15 protein-coding genes are annotated in these 13943 nt (G+C 36.0%); 4 read left to right on the top strand and 11 right to left on the bottom strand.

Features of this window, described 5'->3' with window-relative positions; translation table 11 throughout:
• The first annotated feature begins 138 nt into the window (after positions 1 to 138).
• The 3 genes from HMPREF2963_RS00515 to HMPREF2963_RS00505 are packed head-to-tail and all read left to right on the top strand — an operon-like array spanning position 139 to position 2676.
• Complete coding sequence (locus HMPREF2963_RS00515; RefSeq protein WP_070667984.1) at positions 139 to 1122, top strand: ABC transporter ATP-binding protein; 984 nt, start codon at positions 139 to 141, stop codon at positions 1120 to 1122.
• A complete protein-coding gene (locus HMPREF2963_RS00510) occupies positions 1115 to 1894 on the top strand; it encodes an ABC transporter permease (RefSeq protein ID WP_070667982.1) in 780 nt (259 codons plus the stop codon). The genes HMPREF2963_RS00515 and HMPREF2963_RS00510 overlap by 8 nt, the downstream gene beginning before the upstream one ends.
• 2 nt (positions 1895 to 1896) lie before the next feature.
• Positions 1897 to 2676 carry an ABC transporter permease gene (locus HMPREF2963_RS00505; protein ID WP_037619524.1) on the top strand — a complete coding sequence of 260 codons (780 nt, stop codon included), beginning with the start codon at positions 1897 to 1899 and terminating at the stop codon, positions 2674 to 2676.
• 27 nt (positions 2677 to 2703) lie between these two features.
• Here the strand turns inward: HMPREF2963_RS00505 and HMPREF2963_RS00500 are convergent, their stop codons facing one another.
• The 9 genes from HMPREF2963_RS00500 to dnaG all read right to left on the bottom strand — a co-directional run bounded on the left by HMPREF2963_RS00500 (position 2704) and on the right by dnaG (position 12488).
• Positions 2704 to 4416 carry a cache domain-containing sensor histidine kinase gene (locus HMPREF2963_RS00500; RefSeq protein ID WP_070667980.1) on the bottom strand — a complete coding sequence of 571 codons (1713 nt, stop codon included), beginning with the start codon at positions 4414 to 4416 and terminating at the stop codon, positions 2704 to 2706.
• Positions 4413 to 5147 (bottom strand): response regulator transcription factor, encoded by a 735-nt coding sequence (locus HMPREF2963_RS00495; RefSeq protein WP_070667977.1) that lies wholly within the window; start codon positions 5145 to 5147, stop codon positions 4413 to 4415. Before HMPREF2963_RS00495 ends, HMPREF2963_RS00500 begins: the two co-directional genes overlap by 4 nt.
• 57 nt (positions 5148 to 5204) lie before the next feature.
• Positions 5205 to 6314, bottom strand: a complete 1110-nt coding sequence (gene msrB, locus HMPREF2963_RS00490; RefSeq protein WP_070667975.1) for a peptide-methionine (R)-S-oxide reductase MsrB — start codon at positions 6312 to 6314, stop codon at positions 5205 to 5207.
• 12 nt (positions 6315 to 6326) lie between these two features.
• The gene (locus tag HMPREF2963_RS00485) at positions 6327 to 6911 is read right to left on the bottom strand and encodes a redoxin family protein (protein WP_003069149.1); all 585 of its coding nucleotides are present in this window, start codon (positions 6909 to 6911) and stop codon (positions 6327 to 6329) included.
• A 16-nt stretch (positions 6912 to 6927) separates the two neighbouring features.
• On the bottom strand, positions 6928 to 7638 hold the full coding sequence (gene ccdA2 / locus HMPREF2963_RS00480) for a thiol-disulfide oxidoreductase-associated membrane protein CcdA2 (protein WP_003069152.1): 711 nt from the start codon (positions 7636 to 7638) through the stop codon (positions 6928 to 6930).
• A gap of 140 nt (positions 7639 to 7778) precedes the next feature.
• Positions 7779 to 9107 carry a branched-chain amino acid transport system II carrier protein gene (brnQ, locus tag HMPREF2963_RS00475; protein WP_070667973.1) on the bottom strand — a complete coding sequence of 443 codons (1329 nt, stop codon included), beginning with the start codon at positions 9105 to 9107 and terminating at the stop codon, positions 7779 to 7781.
• Between the two features lie 142 nt (positions 9108 to 9249).
• Positions 9250 to 9579: a metal-sulfur cluster assembly factor gene (locus HMPREF2963_RS00470; protein ID WP_003069160.1), complete on the bottom strand. Its 330-nt coding sequence runs from the start codon at positions 9577 to 9579 to the stop codon at positions 9250 to 9252.
• Positions 9580 to 9597: 18 nt separating this feature from the next.
• Positions 9598 to 10710, bottom strand: a complete 1113-nt coding sequence (rpoD, locus tag HMPREF2963_RS00465; protein ID WP_003031450.1) for an RNA polymerase sigma factor RpoD — start codon at positions 10708 to 10710, stop codon at positions 9598 to 9600.
• A 2-nt stretch (positions 10711 to 10712) separates the two neighbouring features.
• Positions 10713 to 12488: a DNA primase gene (dnaG, locus tag HMPREF2963_RS00460; RefSeq protein ID WP_315968410.1), complete on the bottom strand. Its 1776-nt coding sequence runs from the start codon at positions 12486 to 12488 to the stop codon at positions 10713 to 10715.
• A 154-nt stretch (positions 12489 to 12642) separates the two neighbouring features.
• On the opposite strand from dnaG, the gene mscL reads away from it, so the two are divergent.
• Positions 12643 to 13020: a large conductance mechanosensitive channel protein MscL gene (mscL, locus tag HMPREF2963_RS00455; protein WP_070667969.1), complete on the top strand. Its 378-nt coding sequence runs from the start codon at positions 12643 to 12645 to the stop codon at positions 13018 to 13020.
• Between the two features lie 113 nt (positions 13021 to 13133).
• Here mscL and rpsU read toward each other — a convergent pair whose 3' ends face one another.
• Entirely contained in the window at positions 13134 to 13310 is a 177-nt protein-coding gene (rpsU, locus tag HMPREF2963_RS00450) for a 30S ribosomal protein S21 (protein ID WP_000048054.1), read from the bottom strand.
• A 161-nt stretch (positions 13311 to 13471) separates the two neighbouring features.
• Positions 13472 to 13810: an ATP cone domain-containing protein gene (locus HMPREF2963_RS00445; protein ID WP_003069168.1), complete on the bottom strand. Its 339-nt coding sequence runs from the start codon at positions 13808 to 13810 to the stop codon at positions 13472 to 13474.
• Positions 13811 to 13943 lie beyond the last annotated feature (133 nt).

Raw genomic sequence — 13943 nt, 5'->3', positions numbered from 1 at the left:
GATCTAAAGAAAAGGTTGAGAAATCTTGTCTCATCCTTTTTCTGTGCAAAAGATCATTCTATAAGATTCACTTGCGCAGATTTCGTGAACTTGTTATAATGAATATACGCAAACGTTTTCTGCCACAAGGAGATAATGATGATTGAAGCAAATCAATTATATAAAACATATAGTATTGTCGAGAAAGAATTAGGCCTTAAAGGTTCTATCAAAGCCTTTTTTCACCCCAAGAAAAAACAAATTCACGCTGTACAGAATATTTCATTAACGGTTCAAAAAGGTGAAATTATTGGTTATATTGGTTCGAATGGAAGCGGAAAATCCACGACTATAAAAATGCTGACGGGTGTTCTTTATCCAGATCGAGGCAGTGTTAAAATTAATGGACTTACCCCACAGAAACATCGCACAACAGTCAATAAGCAAATTGGCGTTTTGTTCGGACAAAAATCACATTTACGTTGGGATATTCCTGTGCTGGAATCTTTTATTTTGCATGCGAAGATCTATGACGTTCCTGATAAAGTTTTTGAGGAACGCTTGGAGCAATTAATCGACCTGTTGCAGCTAGGAGATTTTATTCACCAGCCTGTTCGTAATCTTTCGCTCGGGCAACGAGTTCGCTGCGAATTTGCTGCTATATTCATTCATCAACCTGCCGTTGTTTTCTTGGATGAACCTACAATCGGTCTTGATGCCAGTGTAAAAGAAACCATCCGCTCTTTCATTCGCTTTATGAATAAAGAGTATCAGACAACTTTCCTCATTACGTCTCATGATATGCAGGATATTGAGTCGCTCTGCGAACGAATTTTCATTATTGATAAGGGCAAAAAGGTTTATGACGGAAGTCTGACGCAATTAAGAGAAAAGTTTTCAACAATTAAAACCATTTCTTTCAAAACGCAAACGCCAATAGAAGAGCTATTCCAAATCAATGGTTTTCGTTTTGAGAAAATTGACTCTTATCATTTCAATATTCACTATCAGACAGATATTTATACTAGTGCCCAAGTTATTAATCAGATTTTTGATCATTATTCAATCGAAGACCTAGCTATCAAAGAATTGACAATTGAAAATATCGTCAAACAAATTTATGAGGAGGGGCTTGATGAGTAAATATATTCATATCACACGATTAGCTCTTATTACGCAACTTCAATATAAATCTTTCTTTGTTGCAACTCTGATTCGTACTTTCATACAAGTTCTTGTCTCTATTTTTGTTTGGAAAACCATTTTTTTCACCCAATCTCACGTTAATGGTTATACTTTAGAAACGTTCACAACCTATATTATCTTTGCAAATCTACTGGGAAATCTAAATAGTTTCAGCATTGGACGGGATTTGTCTATAATGATTGTTGATGGGAATATTACTGGCGAGCTACTCTATCCTTATTCCCTCATTACTTCTCTCTTTTTCCAAGACTTTGCTGTCAAAATCGTTGAAATTGTCAAATTCATTCCAATTTTATTAGTTATCCCTTTGCTTCAAGGACAGATTTATCTTCCAAATTGGCAGACAGGATTGCTTTTCCTATTTTCTAGTTTATTAGGAATGTTTATCATCCTCCTGTTAGATTTAGGATTTAGCTTAACAGCCTTCTTCACGGCAAATACTTGGGGAATTTTGATTCTCAGAAACGGGCTTTTTTCACTCGCTTCAGGAGCGCTTTTGCCACTAAGTTTTTATCCAGAAAATATTGCAAACATTTTGAAACTATTACCTTATAGCTTTGCTGTTAATTTTCCGGTCAATATCCTTTTGAAAAGACAGGTTAATTTTGAACTCTTCTGGATTCAATTGGCTTGGATTCCGATACTTTCAGCTTTCATTACTTTTCTTTGGTATCAAGCTAAACGTCGTTTAGTTATTTTAGGAGGTTGAAGATGAAATACATCAGCATTTATTTTTATAACCTCAAAGCTTACTTGATTGCTAGTATGTCTTATAGGATGGACTTCTTTATTGGACTTATTTCTTCTTTGATTGAACAGATTGTTTATTTAATCTTTTTAAATGTATTATTTGCAAATATCAAGGAAATTGCTGGATTCAACTATGGACAAATGCTATTTATTTATGGAATGGCAACTATCGGACGTTCAGTTCACCTGATTTTCTTTGACAATCTTTGGATGTTTGGAAGCCGCTATATTCGCAAAGGTGAGTTTGAACGCCTGCTTATCATGCCCATCAATCCTCTTTTTCAGCTAATTTGTGAACGCGTGCAGCTACAAGGATTTGGCACAACACTGATGGGAGCTATTGCAACTTATCAAGCCTATCATTTACTCGGACTGCACTGGAACATTTTTCATCTACTTCTCTTTGTCTTTATCTGTATTTGTATTGGTTTACTATATGCTGCTATTCAATTAGGACCTACTGCTCTTGCTTTTTGGATTGTCGAATCTTTCCCTATCACAATGGGGATTTTCTCCCTCAATCAAATGGCACAATACCCTATCAAAATTTACCCAACCTTTATCCAATTGATACTAATTTTTGTATTTCCTTATGCTTTTACTTCTTTTTTTCCAGCTCTTTATTTTTTAAATCTAAGCTGGATTGGTTTGCTACTTCCTTTAGTCCTACTTGTTATTTTTACTATCAACTACGCTCTATTCAAATACGGCATGAAAAAATTCTCCAGTGTTGGGAATTAAATATTAAAAACCAACTGAAATCTTTCATCAGTTGGTTTTATTTGTCTTTGGAAAATAGAGACGAATCTCCGTATAAGTATTTTCTTCAGATTTAATTTCCATGTGATAGGATTTACCAAATTGTAATTGTAAACGCTGATTAACATTCTTCAAACCGACACCACCTAGGTGCATCAGGAGGGTATCAGCTGTATCATGAGTGACAAATCCTCGGCCATTATCGTAAATGGAAAGAATTAGTTGATGACTATTTTCATAAACACTAACTCGAATCATCCCTTGACGATTCATTTCCTTGATACCATGATAAATCGCGTTTTCAACCAAAGGCTGCAAAATTAATTTTGGAATCTGATAATTATCATAAGCACTTAACTCTTCAATTTCATACTGTAATTTCTCTCCATACCGCTGTTTTTGAATGAACAAATATTGCCGAACATGATCAATTTCATCCTTGAGAGAAATTTGTTCATGACCTTGATTAAGTGCCAAACGGAAATACTTAGCCAGTGATTTTGTGACTTCTACAACACGTTTGCTATCATTAAATTCTGCCATCCAAACAATGGTATCTAATGTATTGTACAAAAAATGAGGGTTAATTTGACTGGAAAGTGCCTGCAATTCATATTTTCTGACATTTTGTTCTTCTTCTTTTACAGCCATCATCAATTTATCAATCTGATTGAGCATTGTATTAAACTGCTTGGCCAAATCAATCAATTCAGGGGATCCTTTTTCAACAGCTCGCAAGTGCGCATTCCCAGATCCGATAGCTAAAATGGTCTCTTGCAACTCATGCAAGGGCTTAATCCATAAACGCAAGATAAACCAAATGCCAATAAGACAAATACCTAAAGCTAATAATCCTGTTCCGATAAAAGACCAAAGAATTTGTTTTTGCACAGCATGCAGTTGCTCCATAGAAGACACACCAATCAAGGTCCAGTCACTATGTGGAATTTGGTACTGAGATACGTAGGCTTGCTTTGATTTTACATAACCATTTTTTGCAGCAATATAGGGCGCCATCGCGCGCATTTCAGTAGCGGACGAGTAAACTGTTTTCTTTGGGTGATAGACAAAATCATGTTTGTCATTCACAATGAAAGTAAAACCCTCTTTTCCTAATTGTAATCGGTCCAGGTAAGCTTCCAATGTCTTATAACCAATGTCAAGCCGAATAACGCCCAAATTCTTCCCGTCTTTATCTACTACTTCTTGTGTAATGGACACAACCCATTTTTCAGCAGCTTCTACCTTATCAACAGTTTTGCGCGCTGGTGTTAAGACAGGCATAGTCCCTTTGTGAATGGCATCCTGATACCAACTTTCTTGCATCATATCATTAGATGTTTTCACTGTTAAATTGGGATCAGTTGAAATGAGATTGCCATTTTTTGCTACCAAAACAGCGGATACCAAATCTGAATCTGTCTTTAAAATCATTCCCATCAACTGACTAAGCTGTTCAGCATTATCCGCATCGGGCTTTTGAGCATACGCTTTTACTTTATCGCTTTCAGCTAAACTGCTGGTAGTTTCTTTTAGCTTTTGTAAATAAGAAGTGATAAATTGTCCACTTTGTTGAATGGTATTACGCGTCGTTTGCTCCGTCGTTTGTCGAATAGCCGCCGAGCTAGTTTGATAGTACAACCCTCCAACAATTCCTAAAAGAACTAATATCATCACAAAAACATAAATCACTAACTGAATCAGCAGCGAATAACGTTTCATTTACTGTCTCCTTTTTTAAATTGCCGAGGTGTCACTCCAACGATTTGCTTAAAGCGTTGAGAAAAATAATTCATATCCTCAAAGCCGACTTGCTCTGCTACTTCGTATACTTTTAAATCCGTCGTTAGCAATAGCAACTTTGCTTTTTTCATTCGCTCTTGAATTAAATAATCTTGGAATGGCAAGCCTAGCTCTTTTTTAATCAATACACTTAAATAGGAAGAATTAAAGCCCAATTGAAATGATAAAGATTTCAAGGATAATTCTGTGTCAGCTAATCGGTCATGAATCGCTTGCTCCAAGTCCGAAAACTCTGCTTTCTCCACTAACTCATGCACTTGTTGCTGTTTCCTTTCCTTATCCAATTTTTCTTTTACTTTTATCAACATAGCTTCAACATCTTCTCTCGAAAATGGCTTCAGCAAATAATCATCTGCACCCAATTTAACAGCCGAAAGAGCATAATCAAAATCGTCATACCCCGTCAGAAAAATAATATGTAATTGCGGATACTGTTCTCTTGCTAATTGGGCTAATTTAATACCATTCATCTTAGGCATATTAATATCAGTCAGGATAATATCTGGGCATTCTGCTTGAATTTTTTCCCAAGCCTCTAAACCATTTTCAGCCTCACCTATCACTTGCATGTTAAATTTTTTAAAGTTTACTAAAGACGAAATACCTTGTCGAACAAGGTATTCATCTTCTACAATCATAATTGAATACACGAGCGCGCTCCTACCATTTACTAAACTCATTATAGCAAATTTTTTCTTAAAATGCTGTTAGACATAGTTCAATAAATATCCATAACCTTTGCTTTCCATTTGGTCTTTAGGAATAAACTTGATAGACAAGCTATTAATACAATAACGAAGTCCACCTTTATCTTTAGGACCATCTGTAAAAACATGCCCCAGATGGGAATTTCCAACGCGACTTCGCACTTCTGTCCGAGTCATATTAAAGCTATGGTCTTCTTTATAGTTTGCGACATCCGGGCTAATCGGACGTGTAAAGCTTGGCCAGCCACAGCCTGATTCAAATTTATCTTTTGATGAGAATAATGGCTCACCTGTTACAACATCGACATAGATTCCTGCATCAAATTTATCCCAATAACGATTTGAAAAAGCGCGCTCTGTATCATCTTTTTGAGTCACTGCATACTCTTCCTCTGTCAGTTTTTTCTTAATTTCAGCATCTGACGGTTTTTTATATTTAGAAGCATCAATGACTGGATAGGCAGCCTGTTTAACATTGATATGACAATATCCGTTTGGATTTTTCTTCAAATAATCTTGATGGTATTCTTCAGCTTTGATAAAATGTTTGAGCGGTTCTTTTTCAACCGCCAAAGCTGTTTTAAATTTTTTGCTTTGTTCTTCAAAAACCTTGTTAATCGTTTCAACATCAGCTTGATCTTTGTAATATACTCCTGTGCGATATTGTACGCCACGGTCATTTCCTTGTTTATTTTTGCTGGTTGGATCGATAATTCTAAAGTAATGCAGCAAGATTTCTCTTAAAGAAATTTTATTGGCATCATAAGTCACATGAACCGTTTCAGCGTGTTTAGTTTGTGAGATTAATTCATAATTCGTTGTTTCGCTATTTCCGTTCGCATAGCCAGAGACTGCATCTATTACACCATTTACACGAGAGAAATATTCTTCCACCCCCCAGAAACAGCCACCTGCAAGATAAATATGTTTTAAATTAGCATTTTTCAAATCAGGTTTCTTGTTGTTGACGGGTGTCGTTTGGCTAACGGACGCTTCTTTTATTTTGTCAATAGAAGACTTCGTTGTCATAAAACGCCCACCCAAAACAATTGTACCAAGGATAAGTAAAATGGATCCGAGGAGTAAAAGCAATTTCATTTTGTGATCCATTGTCATTACCTCCTATTTAATACTTTTCAGAGTTGATTCAATTTCAGACTTTTTGATAAAACCTGGACGAGTTTTAACTAATTTTCCATTACTATCAATAAATGCGGCTGTTGGATAAGAACGAACTCCATATTGCTCTAGTAATTTTCCGCTTGAATCAATCAAAACAGGTAAGTTTTTATAATCTAGTTTTGAATACCACTTTTTGAAATCTGCTTCTGATTTTTCACCCTTATGACCTGGAGAAACGACTGATAAAATAACGTAGTCTTTGCCATTTTCTTTCGCCAATTCATCCGTGTGTTTCAGCGTGGATAGACAGATTGAGCACCATGATGCCCAGAATTTCAAATAAACTTTTTTTCCTTTAAAATCTGATAGTTTATAAGTCTTGCCATCGACTCCTTTTAGATTAAAATCAGGAACAGCTTCTCCTTGATTTGCTTTTGTAGCAGTAACCTCATTGTTCTTGTTAGCTACTTGTCCTTGTTCAGCTTTATTTGTATCATTTGCTGAAGAATTTGTTTTTTGATTTGCACATGCACCTAAAAAAGTAGCACATAACAAACTCGTAACAACTAACATTGATTTTTTCATGGGATTTCCTCCTTTTTTATCCACCAAATATTGAAGCCAGAACGTTGAAATTTCCTAGCATGAGTAAGATTCCCATTAAAATAATGAGAGCCCCTCCAATCTTCTTCAATGTGCTCATATAAGGTTTAATTTTCCCAAAATGGCGCAATACAATTGAAGAAGCAAAAGCTAAAATAAGAAATGGGATAGCTAATCCTAGGGTATAAACCAACATGAGCAATCCACCTTGCCAAGCTCCATTTCCACCAGAAGCAGCAATAGCTAATACTGAACTAAGGACTGGGCCAACACAAGGTGTCCAACCAAAACTAAAAGTTACACCTAATAAGAAAGCATTGTAAAAATCATTCCTATTCTTATTTTGCTTTAATTGGAGACTTTTTTGTCGTTGTAATACCTTGAAATTTATCAACTCCATTTGATGAATACCAAGTAGAATGACAATAGCCCCCAGTACATAACGAAACCAATCAGCGTTCAAGATTTTTCCTAAAAATCCTGCTCCATATCCAAGAATTAGAAATACAACTGATAAACCAGCAATGAAAAATAGTGTTTTTACAATGCCATACCAAGAGATTTTCTTTCCCAAAACAGTCACTGTCCTCGGCTCATCTGTATCTAACAAAATTCCAACATACACCGGTAAGAGAGGTAAAATACACGGCGAGAAGAAAGATAAGATACCGGCCAAAAATACAGAAATTGAAAATACGGTTGATGCCATACCTTTTCTCCTTACTAATTTTCTTTATATAGCTAGTATATATGTGATGAGCAAAAAAAAATAGAGACGACGATTTGAAAAAACTTGAATTTAATATGGTCATAAAAAAATCTACCACTTTCGTGATAGACTTCTTGAGATTATTCCATTTCAAAAGTATCGCTTTTTTGCTTGTTCGGTAAAAACAAAGAGATTATAATTCCAATAACTGTTGGTAATAACCAAGGAATAGATGCTTGTGCAAGTGGTAGGATGTTGATTATACTTATAAGAGCAGTTAATTTAAATTGTTGTCCAATAATACTTGCAAAGGCGATAGTTGTCACAACGGCTACTGTCAATTGCATCCCTACTTTAGATAAGGCAACAAATTTATTGACCATCACAATCATTACGATTGCAATAGTAATTGGATAAAGAATTTGTAAAACTGGCACAGAATACTGAATAATTGTTTCCAAGCCAAGATTTGCAATTGCAAATCCAATCAATGTAAAGACTGTCGCATAAGTTTTGTAAGCAATCGCAGGAAACGTTTTATTGAAAAATTCAGATGTTGAAACAATCAAACCGACCGTTGTGGTAAAACAAGTCACTATCACCATTACAGCAAGGAAAATTTGCGCTGTTGATCCAAAAATAGCCTGTGTAGCTCTGGACAAGACATAGACCCCTTTATTGGCATCAGACGCCATTACATCAGCAGGAATCGGGAAATGATTCCCTAAGAAAGCCAATCCAATATACAACGCACTAAACCCAAGTGCCACCACCACTCCAACAATCCAAATAGTCGAAATATATTCTTTTTTATTGGCAAAACCAAGTTGGTTCAATGTTTGGACAGCAATAACACTAAAGGCAACAGAAGCAAGTGCGTCAAGCGTATTATACCCTTCAAGAAAGCCGGATCCAAAAGCTGCCTTTGCGTATTCTGCACTAGCTATTTGTGGTACGGTAGCCCCATATTTAATGACTCCTAAAATGATTAAAATGATAATCAAGATGGCAAAGACAGGGGTCAAAATACGACCAATCCGATACAAAATTTTAGAAGGATTTAATGAAATCAGATAAGCAGATACAAAATATAAAATTGTAAAAATAATGAGTCCCAAACCAGTCATATTACTCGGAAGCAATGGTGCGATCCCAACTTCATAGGAGGTAGTTGCTGTCCGTGGTATGGCAAAAAAAGGACCAATTGCTAAATAAAGAGCCACTAAGTAACTCGTTGCAAACCACGGAGAAATCTTTTTAGAAATCTCATAAACATAACCTTTTGGATTTAATGCACCAATAATCAATGTCAAAATAGCAATTCCAACTCCCGAAAGTACAAATCCAGAAATTGCTGGCCAAAAATTCTTACCTGACATAGCTCCTAAAGTTGGCGGAAAAATTAAATTACCTGCGCCGAAAAATATTCCGAATAAGAGTAATCCTGTTAATGCTCCTTTTTTTATCATCTTATCTCCTTAAAAATTTTGATAGATTCATTTTTTATAATTCAAAAAATTCCGATATAATTTTAAATATTTTATGAATTCTGAATATTTAGATTAAAATTAAAAGCAGCACAACAAAATAGATTGCACTGCTTTTTTTGCTTTATTTAATTCCTAAAGCAATACGTGCATAGCGACTCATTTTATCTACAGTCCATGCCGGATACCATACTAATCTCACGTCTACTTTGCTAACTTCTGGCACATCGGTCATCACGTCACGGATTTGATCAGTCAAGAAATCAGCCAACGGACATCCCATAGTAGTTAAAGTCATATCAATCTGCGTTTCACCATTTTCGTCATTGAAACGAATTTCATAGACCAAACCAAGATTAACAATATCAATTCCTAATTCAGGATCAATAACTTGTTCCAAACTTTCCAAGATACGATTTTTAATATCATCAATTTGTTCATTTGTGTATGTCATGGTGTCTCCTTTTATCTACTAATCCTCAATAAAGTCACGAAGCGGTTTGCTACGACTTGGATGACGCAATTTGCGCAGGGCTTTAGCCTCAATTTGTCGAATCCGTTCACGAGTTACGTTAAATACTTTTCCAACATCTTCCAGTGTACGCATTTTCCCATCATCTAGCCCAAAACGCAGACGCAGCACATTTTCTTCACGGTCTGTTAATGTATCAAGAACTTCATCTAATTGCTCACGCAAAACGATACGCGTTGTATAATCAACTGGATTTTCAATAACCTCATCCTCAATGAAATCACCCAAATGACTATCATCTTCCTCTCCAATTGGTGTTTCAAGAGAAACAGGTTCTTGTGCAATCTTCAAAATTTCACGGACTTTATCAGGCGTCATGTCCATCCGCTCTGCAATTTGCTCTGGCGTTGGATCTTGCCCCAATTCCTGCAAAAGATTGCGTTGTTCCCGTACTAATTTATTGATTGTTTCGACCATATGAACCGGAATTCGAATTGTACGAGCTTGATCGGCAATCGCACGAGTAATCGCTTGACGAATCCACCAAGTAGCATATGTTGAAAATTTGAAACCTTTAGTATAGTCAAACTTATCAACAGCTTTCATCAATCCCATATTTCCTTCTTGAATCAAGTCAAGAAACTGCATGCCACGCCCAACATAGCGCTTAGCGATGGAAACGACCAACCGCAAATTAGCTTCCGCCAAACGTTGCTTGGCTTCTAAATCGCCTTGTTCCACGAGGACAGCTAATTCTTGCTCTTCTTCATTGGTCAACAGCGGAACAACACCAATTTCCTTTAAATACATACGGACAGGGTCGTTTACTTTAGCAGAATTGCTACCAAGCAACTCCTCATCTGTTAATTCAGCTTCTTCTTCCTCTGTATTTAAGACCCGTTCACTTGGGTTGCCCTCTTTATCCGTAATAGCAATCCCTGCGTCCTGAATTCGTTGAAGAAGATCCTCAATACCATCAGCATTTAAAGTAAATGGAATGACTAATTGATCATTGATCTCATCATCGGTTGCTGTACCAGTTTTTTTATGGTTGCGAATAAATTCTGCAACTTGAACATCAAAAGTTGTTACTTCTTTTTGTTTTGTAGCCATTCTTACTCCATTCTCCTTTTTTGAGCAATAAATCGCTCTAACTCTGTTAATGCCGTATCTGCATCACCATTGTGAGATGCTTCACGAACTTTTTTGCCAATCAATTGATTTTCTTTTCGAAGCAATTCTTTATCTCGAGTCTGTTCCACTTCGACTAGCTCCTGCTCAGATACCTCTTTGGGCAGATTCTCTTCTAAAACCCGATACCAGGATTGCTGTACTGAGTCATTTTGTTCAGATAAATCTTGTGGCGTAACTTCACCATTCGTTTTTAAAATATTATACAAAGTTTGCAATTCTGCTGTTGCAAAATGAAAATCTTCTCTTAAACGATAATCATTTAAGATGACAGGATTCTCAATCATACGTTGCAAGAGATGACTTTCAGCTTTAATCAATCGCGATACTTGCTTCGTTATTGGAATATCAAATCGTGTCACCTGCTGACGAACTTGCTGTTGCTGTTCTTTTCTATTGACCAGGCGATGATTATTAACAGCTTGCTCCACCTGCTGATAGTCAAAATCAGGTAACAGCTCAGCTAACATATAAATATATGAATTCTGTGCAGTAATCGACTTGACTTGTGCAATCAAAGGCGACATTCGCTCCACAAATTCTAGCTGAGCTTGCAAGTTTTCTACATTATCTGGCTTCAGATAGTTTAAAAGAAATTCTATATCACTAATTCGTGTTTTGATAAGTAAATTTTGTAAATCGTCAGCAGAATTTTTTTTGATAAACTCATCTGGATCCATATTATCGGGAATCCTAACAATTTCAACTGACAAATTATGTAATTCATCCAGTGCTTTTTGTGTTGCTGCCTGTCCCGCTTTATCACCATCGTATGTTAAAATGACTTTCTTTGTGAACTTACGAAGATGCTCTACATGCTCATGCGTCAAAGCTGTCCCCATAGAAGCCACAGCATTTTCAATTCCAGCGCGATAAGCTGCAATAACATCCATAAAGCCTTCCATTAAGTAAACTTCATGACTTCTCTTGATAGTCGCTTTAGCTTTGTCTAGATGATACAACTCATAACTTTTATTGAAAATTGGTGTGCTGCGGCTATTTTTATATTTAGCAACTTTCTGCTCTATATCATTAGCCTGCCAAACACGACCCGAAAAAGCAATAACTTGCCCTGCATCATTTGTCAACGGAAACATAATCCGATTTTGAAAAGCATCATAAACCAGATTATTATCAGCTAAGTTAAATAAACCTGAATTCATAATGACGTGTTCGTCAAATTTCCCACTAACACTTCTATAAAGATAGTTGTTTTCATGAGGCGCTAAGCCGATTTGAAAATGCTTTATCACCTCATCTGTCAAGCCACGCTCATAAAGATAAGAACGTGCTTCTTCTCCTATCTTTGTTGTCATCAATACTGCATGATAAAACCTTGCAGCTTCCGTGTGAATGTCATAAAGTGCTTGATGAGGATTAGTATGAGTTGACTGTTCTGTTCTACTATGCTCTATTTCTAACGGAAACCCTGCACGATCGGCAACAATTTGTACAGCGTCCATAAAAGAAACGCCGCGATAATCTTCAATAAATTTAAAGACATCACCTGACTTCCCACAGCCAAAACAGTGATAAAATTGTTTTTCTTCTACTACATTGAATGATGGAGTTTTTTCCCCATGAAAAGGACAAAGCCCCAGATAATTCCTTCCGGCCTTTGTTAGAGCAACGACTTCTCCTATGATTTCGACGATATTGACGCTATTTTTAATATCAGAAATGATTTCTTTATCAATCAATAGACAACACCCCCAATTTATCATAGAATAACAACTTACATTTTATAATAAATTTACCAAAAAGTAAAATATTCACTATATTTTTTAGACATTTTATTGACTTTCCCCTTTTTTTAGATATAATATAGTTTAGTATTTTGAAAGGAAAAAGAAAATGTTAAAGGAATTAAAAAACTTTCTTCTTCGCGGTAACGTGATTGACCTAGCGGTCGGTGTCGTCATCGCTAATGCTTTTGGAGCCATCGTCAAATCATTGATTGAAGACGTTATTACTCCTTTGTTTCTCAATCCAGCTATAAAAGCTGCTGGTGTAGAACAAATTGCTGATCTAAAATGGAATGGAATTGCATACGGCAGTTTCTTGAGTGCTATTATCAATTTCCTCGTCATTGGAACAGTCCTCTTCTTCATCGTTAAGTCTGTTGAAAAAGCACAAAACCTTACTAAAAAAGAAGATACTGTTGAAGAATCCGCAGGACCAACTGAATTAGAAGTTCTTCAAGAAATCAAAGCCTTGCTCGAAAAGAAATAGAGATTTGGGAGAAAAATAAAACATTGTAGGAGTTTGAGAAAATTTTTATCTCAGACTCTTTTCTTTTGAAATAGAAACAAAAAAACAGGATTTCAATCCTGCTTTTTCTATTATTAGAATTTTTTACGTTTACGAGCTGCTTCTGATTTGCGTTTGCGTTTTACAGAAGGTTTTTCATAGAATTCACGTTTGCGTGTTTCTTGAAGAGTACCAGCTTTAGTAACCGCACGTTTAAAACGACGAAGAGCATCGTCAAGGGATTCATTCTTACGTACTACTGTTTTTGACATTTTTTTCACTCCCTTCAAGCTTAAAATCCTTTAAATTTTATCATATTGAAATACACTTGTCAAGTCCCATGAGAATGTGGAATGTGTCTGTTTTTTGGAGAAATCGAAAAAATTGATTGAGCATCTGACAACTACCTCATTCTGTAATCTAGGCTACAAATTTATCGGATTTGTTCAAAATGCAAATGAACTGCGATATGATCGCCATAGCCGTTCCGATCTAAATCACGTTGCAAGCGATAGGAAATGTAATGCTCAGCAATCGTAATATAACCAGCACCTAACAGACGATTTTCTACCATAGATTGGATCATACTAATAGTAGCTCGCTCAACCCTCGCTTCTTCCAAATCTAGCACTACCTTTTTGGTTACAAGTGCTAAATTTTGACGTAGATCATCTGTCAAGACATAGACTGTTTGTGCTGCTTTCAGAATAGCTTGATAAATTTTATCTGGATTAAAATCAGTAACTTCTCCATTACGTTTGATGACTTGCATGAGAGACTCCTTTAAAATTAGTTAGTTTCGTGTACTTAGTACAGTAAAAATATTATACTATTTTTTCACTAATTCTCAAAACGATAGATATTTTGAGAAGTTTAGTAGATGAAAATTACGCTTTCTCAAGCCT

Origin of the sequence: Streptococcus sp. HMSC067A03 (assembly GCF_001814295.1) — a bacterium.
GTDB classification, from domain to species: Bacteria; Bacillota; Bacilli; order Lactobacillales; family Streptococcaceae; genus Streptococcus; species Streptococcus constellatus.
This window is presented reverse-complemented; position numbering and strand designations above follow the sequence as displayed.

Bases quoted from the DNA above. Each gene is read 5' to 3' on its own strand.
- HMPREF2963_RS00515 (WP_070667984.1), top strand. From the start codon at position 139: ATGATTGAAGCAAATCAATTATATAAAACATATAGTATTGTCGAGAAA.
- HMPREF2963_RS00510 (WP_070667982.1), top strand. From the start codon at position 1,115: ATGAGTAAATATATTCATATCACACGATTAGCTCTTATTACGCAACTT.
- HMPREF2963_RS00505 (WP_037619524.1), top strand. From the start codon at position 1,897: ATGAAATACATCAGCATTTATTTTTATAACCTCAAAGCTTACTTGATT.
- HMPREF2963_RS00500 (WP_070667980.1), bottom strand. From the start codon at position 4,416: ATGAAACGTTATTCGCTGCTGATTCAGTTAGTGATTTATGTTTTTGTG.
- msrB (WP_070667975.1), bottom strand. From the start codon at position 6,314: ATGGATCACAAAATGAAATTGCTTTTACTCCTCGGATCCATTTTACTT.
- HMPREF2963_RS00485 (WP_003069149.1), bottom strand. From the start codon at position 6,911: ATGAAAAAATCAATGTTAGTTGTTACGAGTTTGTTATGTGCTACTTTT.
- ccdA2 (WP_003069152.1), bottom strand. From the start codon at position 7,638: ATGGCATCAACCGTATTTTCAATTTCTGTATTTTTGGCCGGTATCTTA.
- brnQ (WP_070667973.1), bottom strand. From the start codon at position 9,107: ATGATAAAAAAAGGAGCATTAACAGGATTACTCTTATTCGGAATATTT.
- HMPREF2963_RS00470 (WP_003069160.1), bottom strand. From the start codon at position 9,579: ATGACATACACAAATGAACAAATTGATGATATTAAAAATCGTATCTTG.
- rpoD (WP_003031450.1), bottom strand. From the start codon at position 10,710: ATGGCTACAAAACAAAAAGAAGTAACAACTTTTGATGTTCAAGTTGCA.
- mscL (WP_070667969.1), top strand. From the start codon at position 12,643: ATGTTAAAGGAATTAAAAAACTTTCTTCTTCGCGGTAACGTGATTGAC.
- rpsU (WP_000048054.1), bottom strand. From the start codon at position 13,310: ATGTCAAAAACAGTAGTACGTAAGAATGAATCCCTTGACGATGCTCTT.
- HMPREF2963_RS00445 (WP_003069168.1), bottom strand. From the start codon at position 13,810: ATGCAAGTCATCAAACGTAATGGAGAAGTTACTGATTTTAATCCAGAT.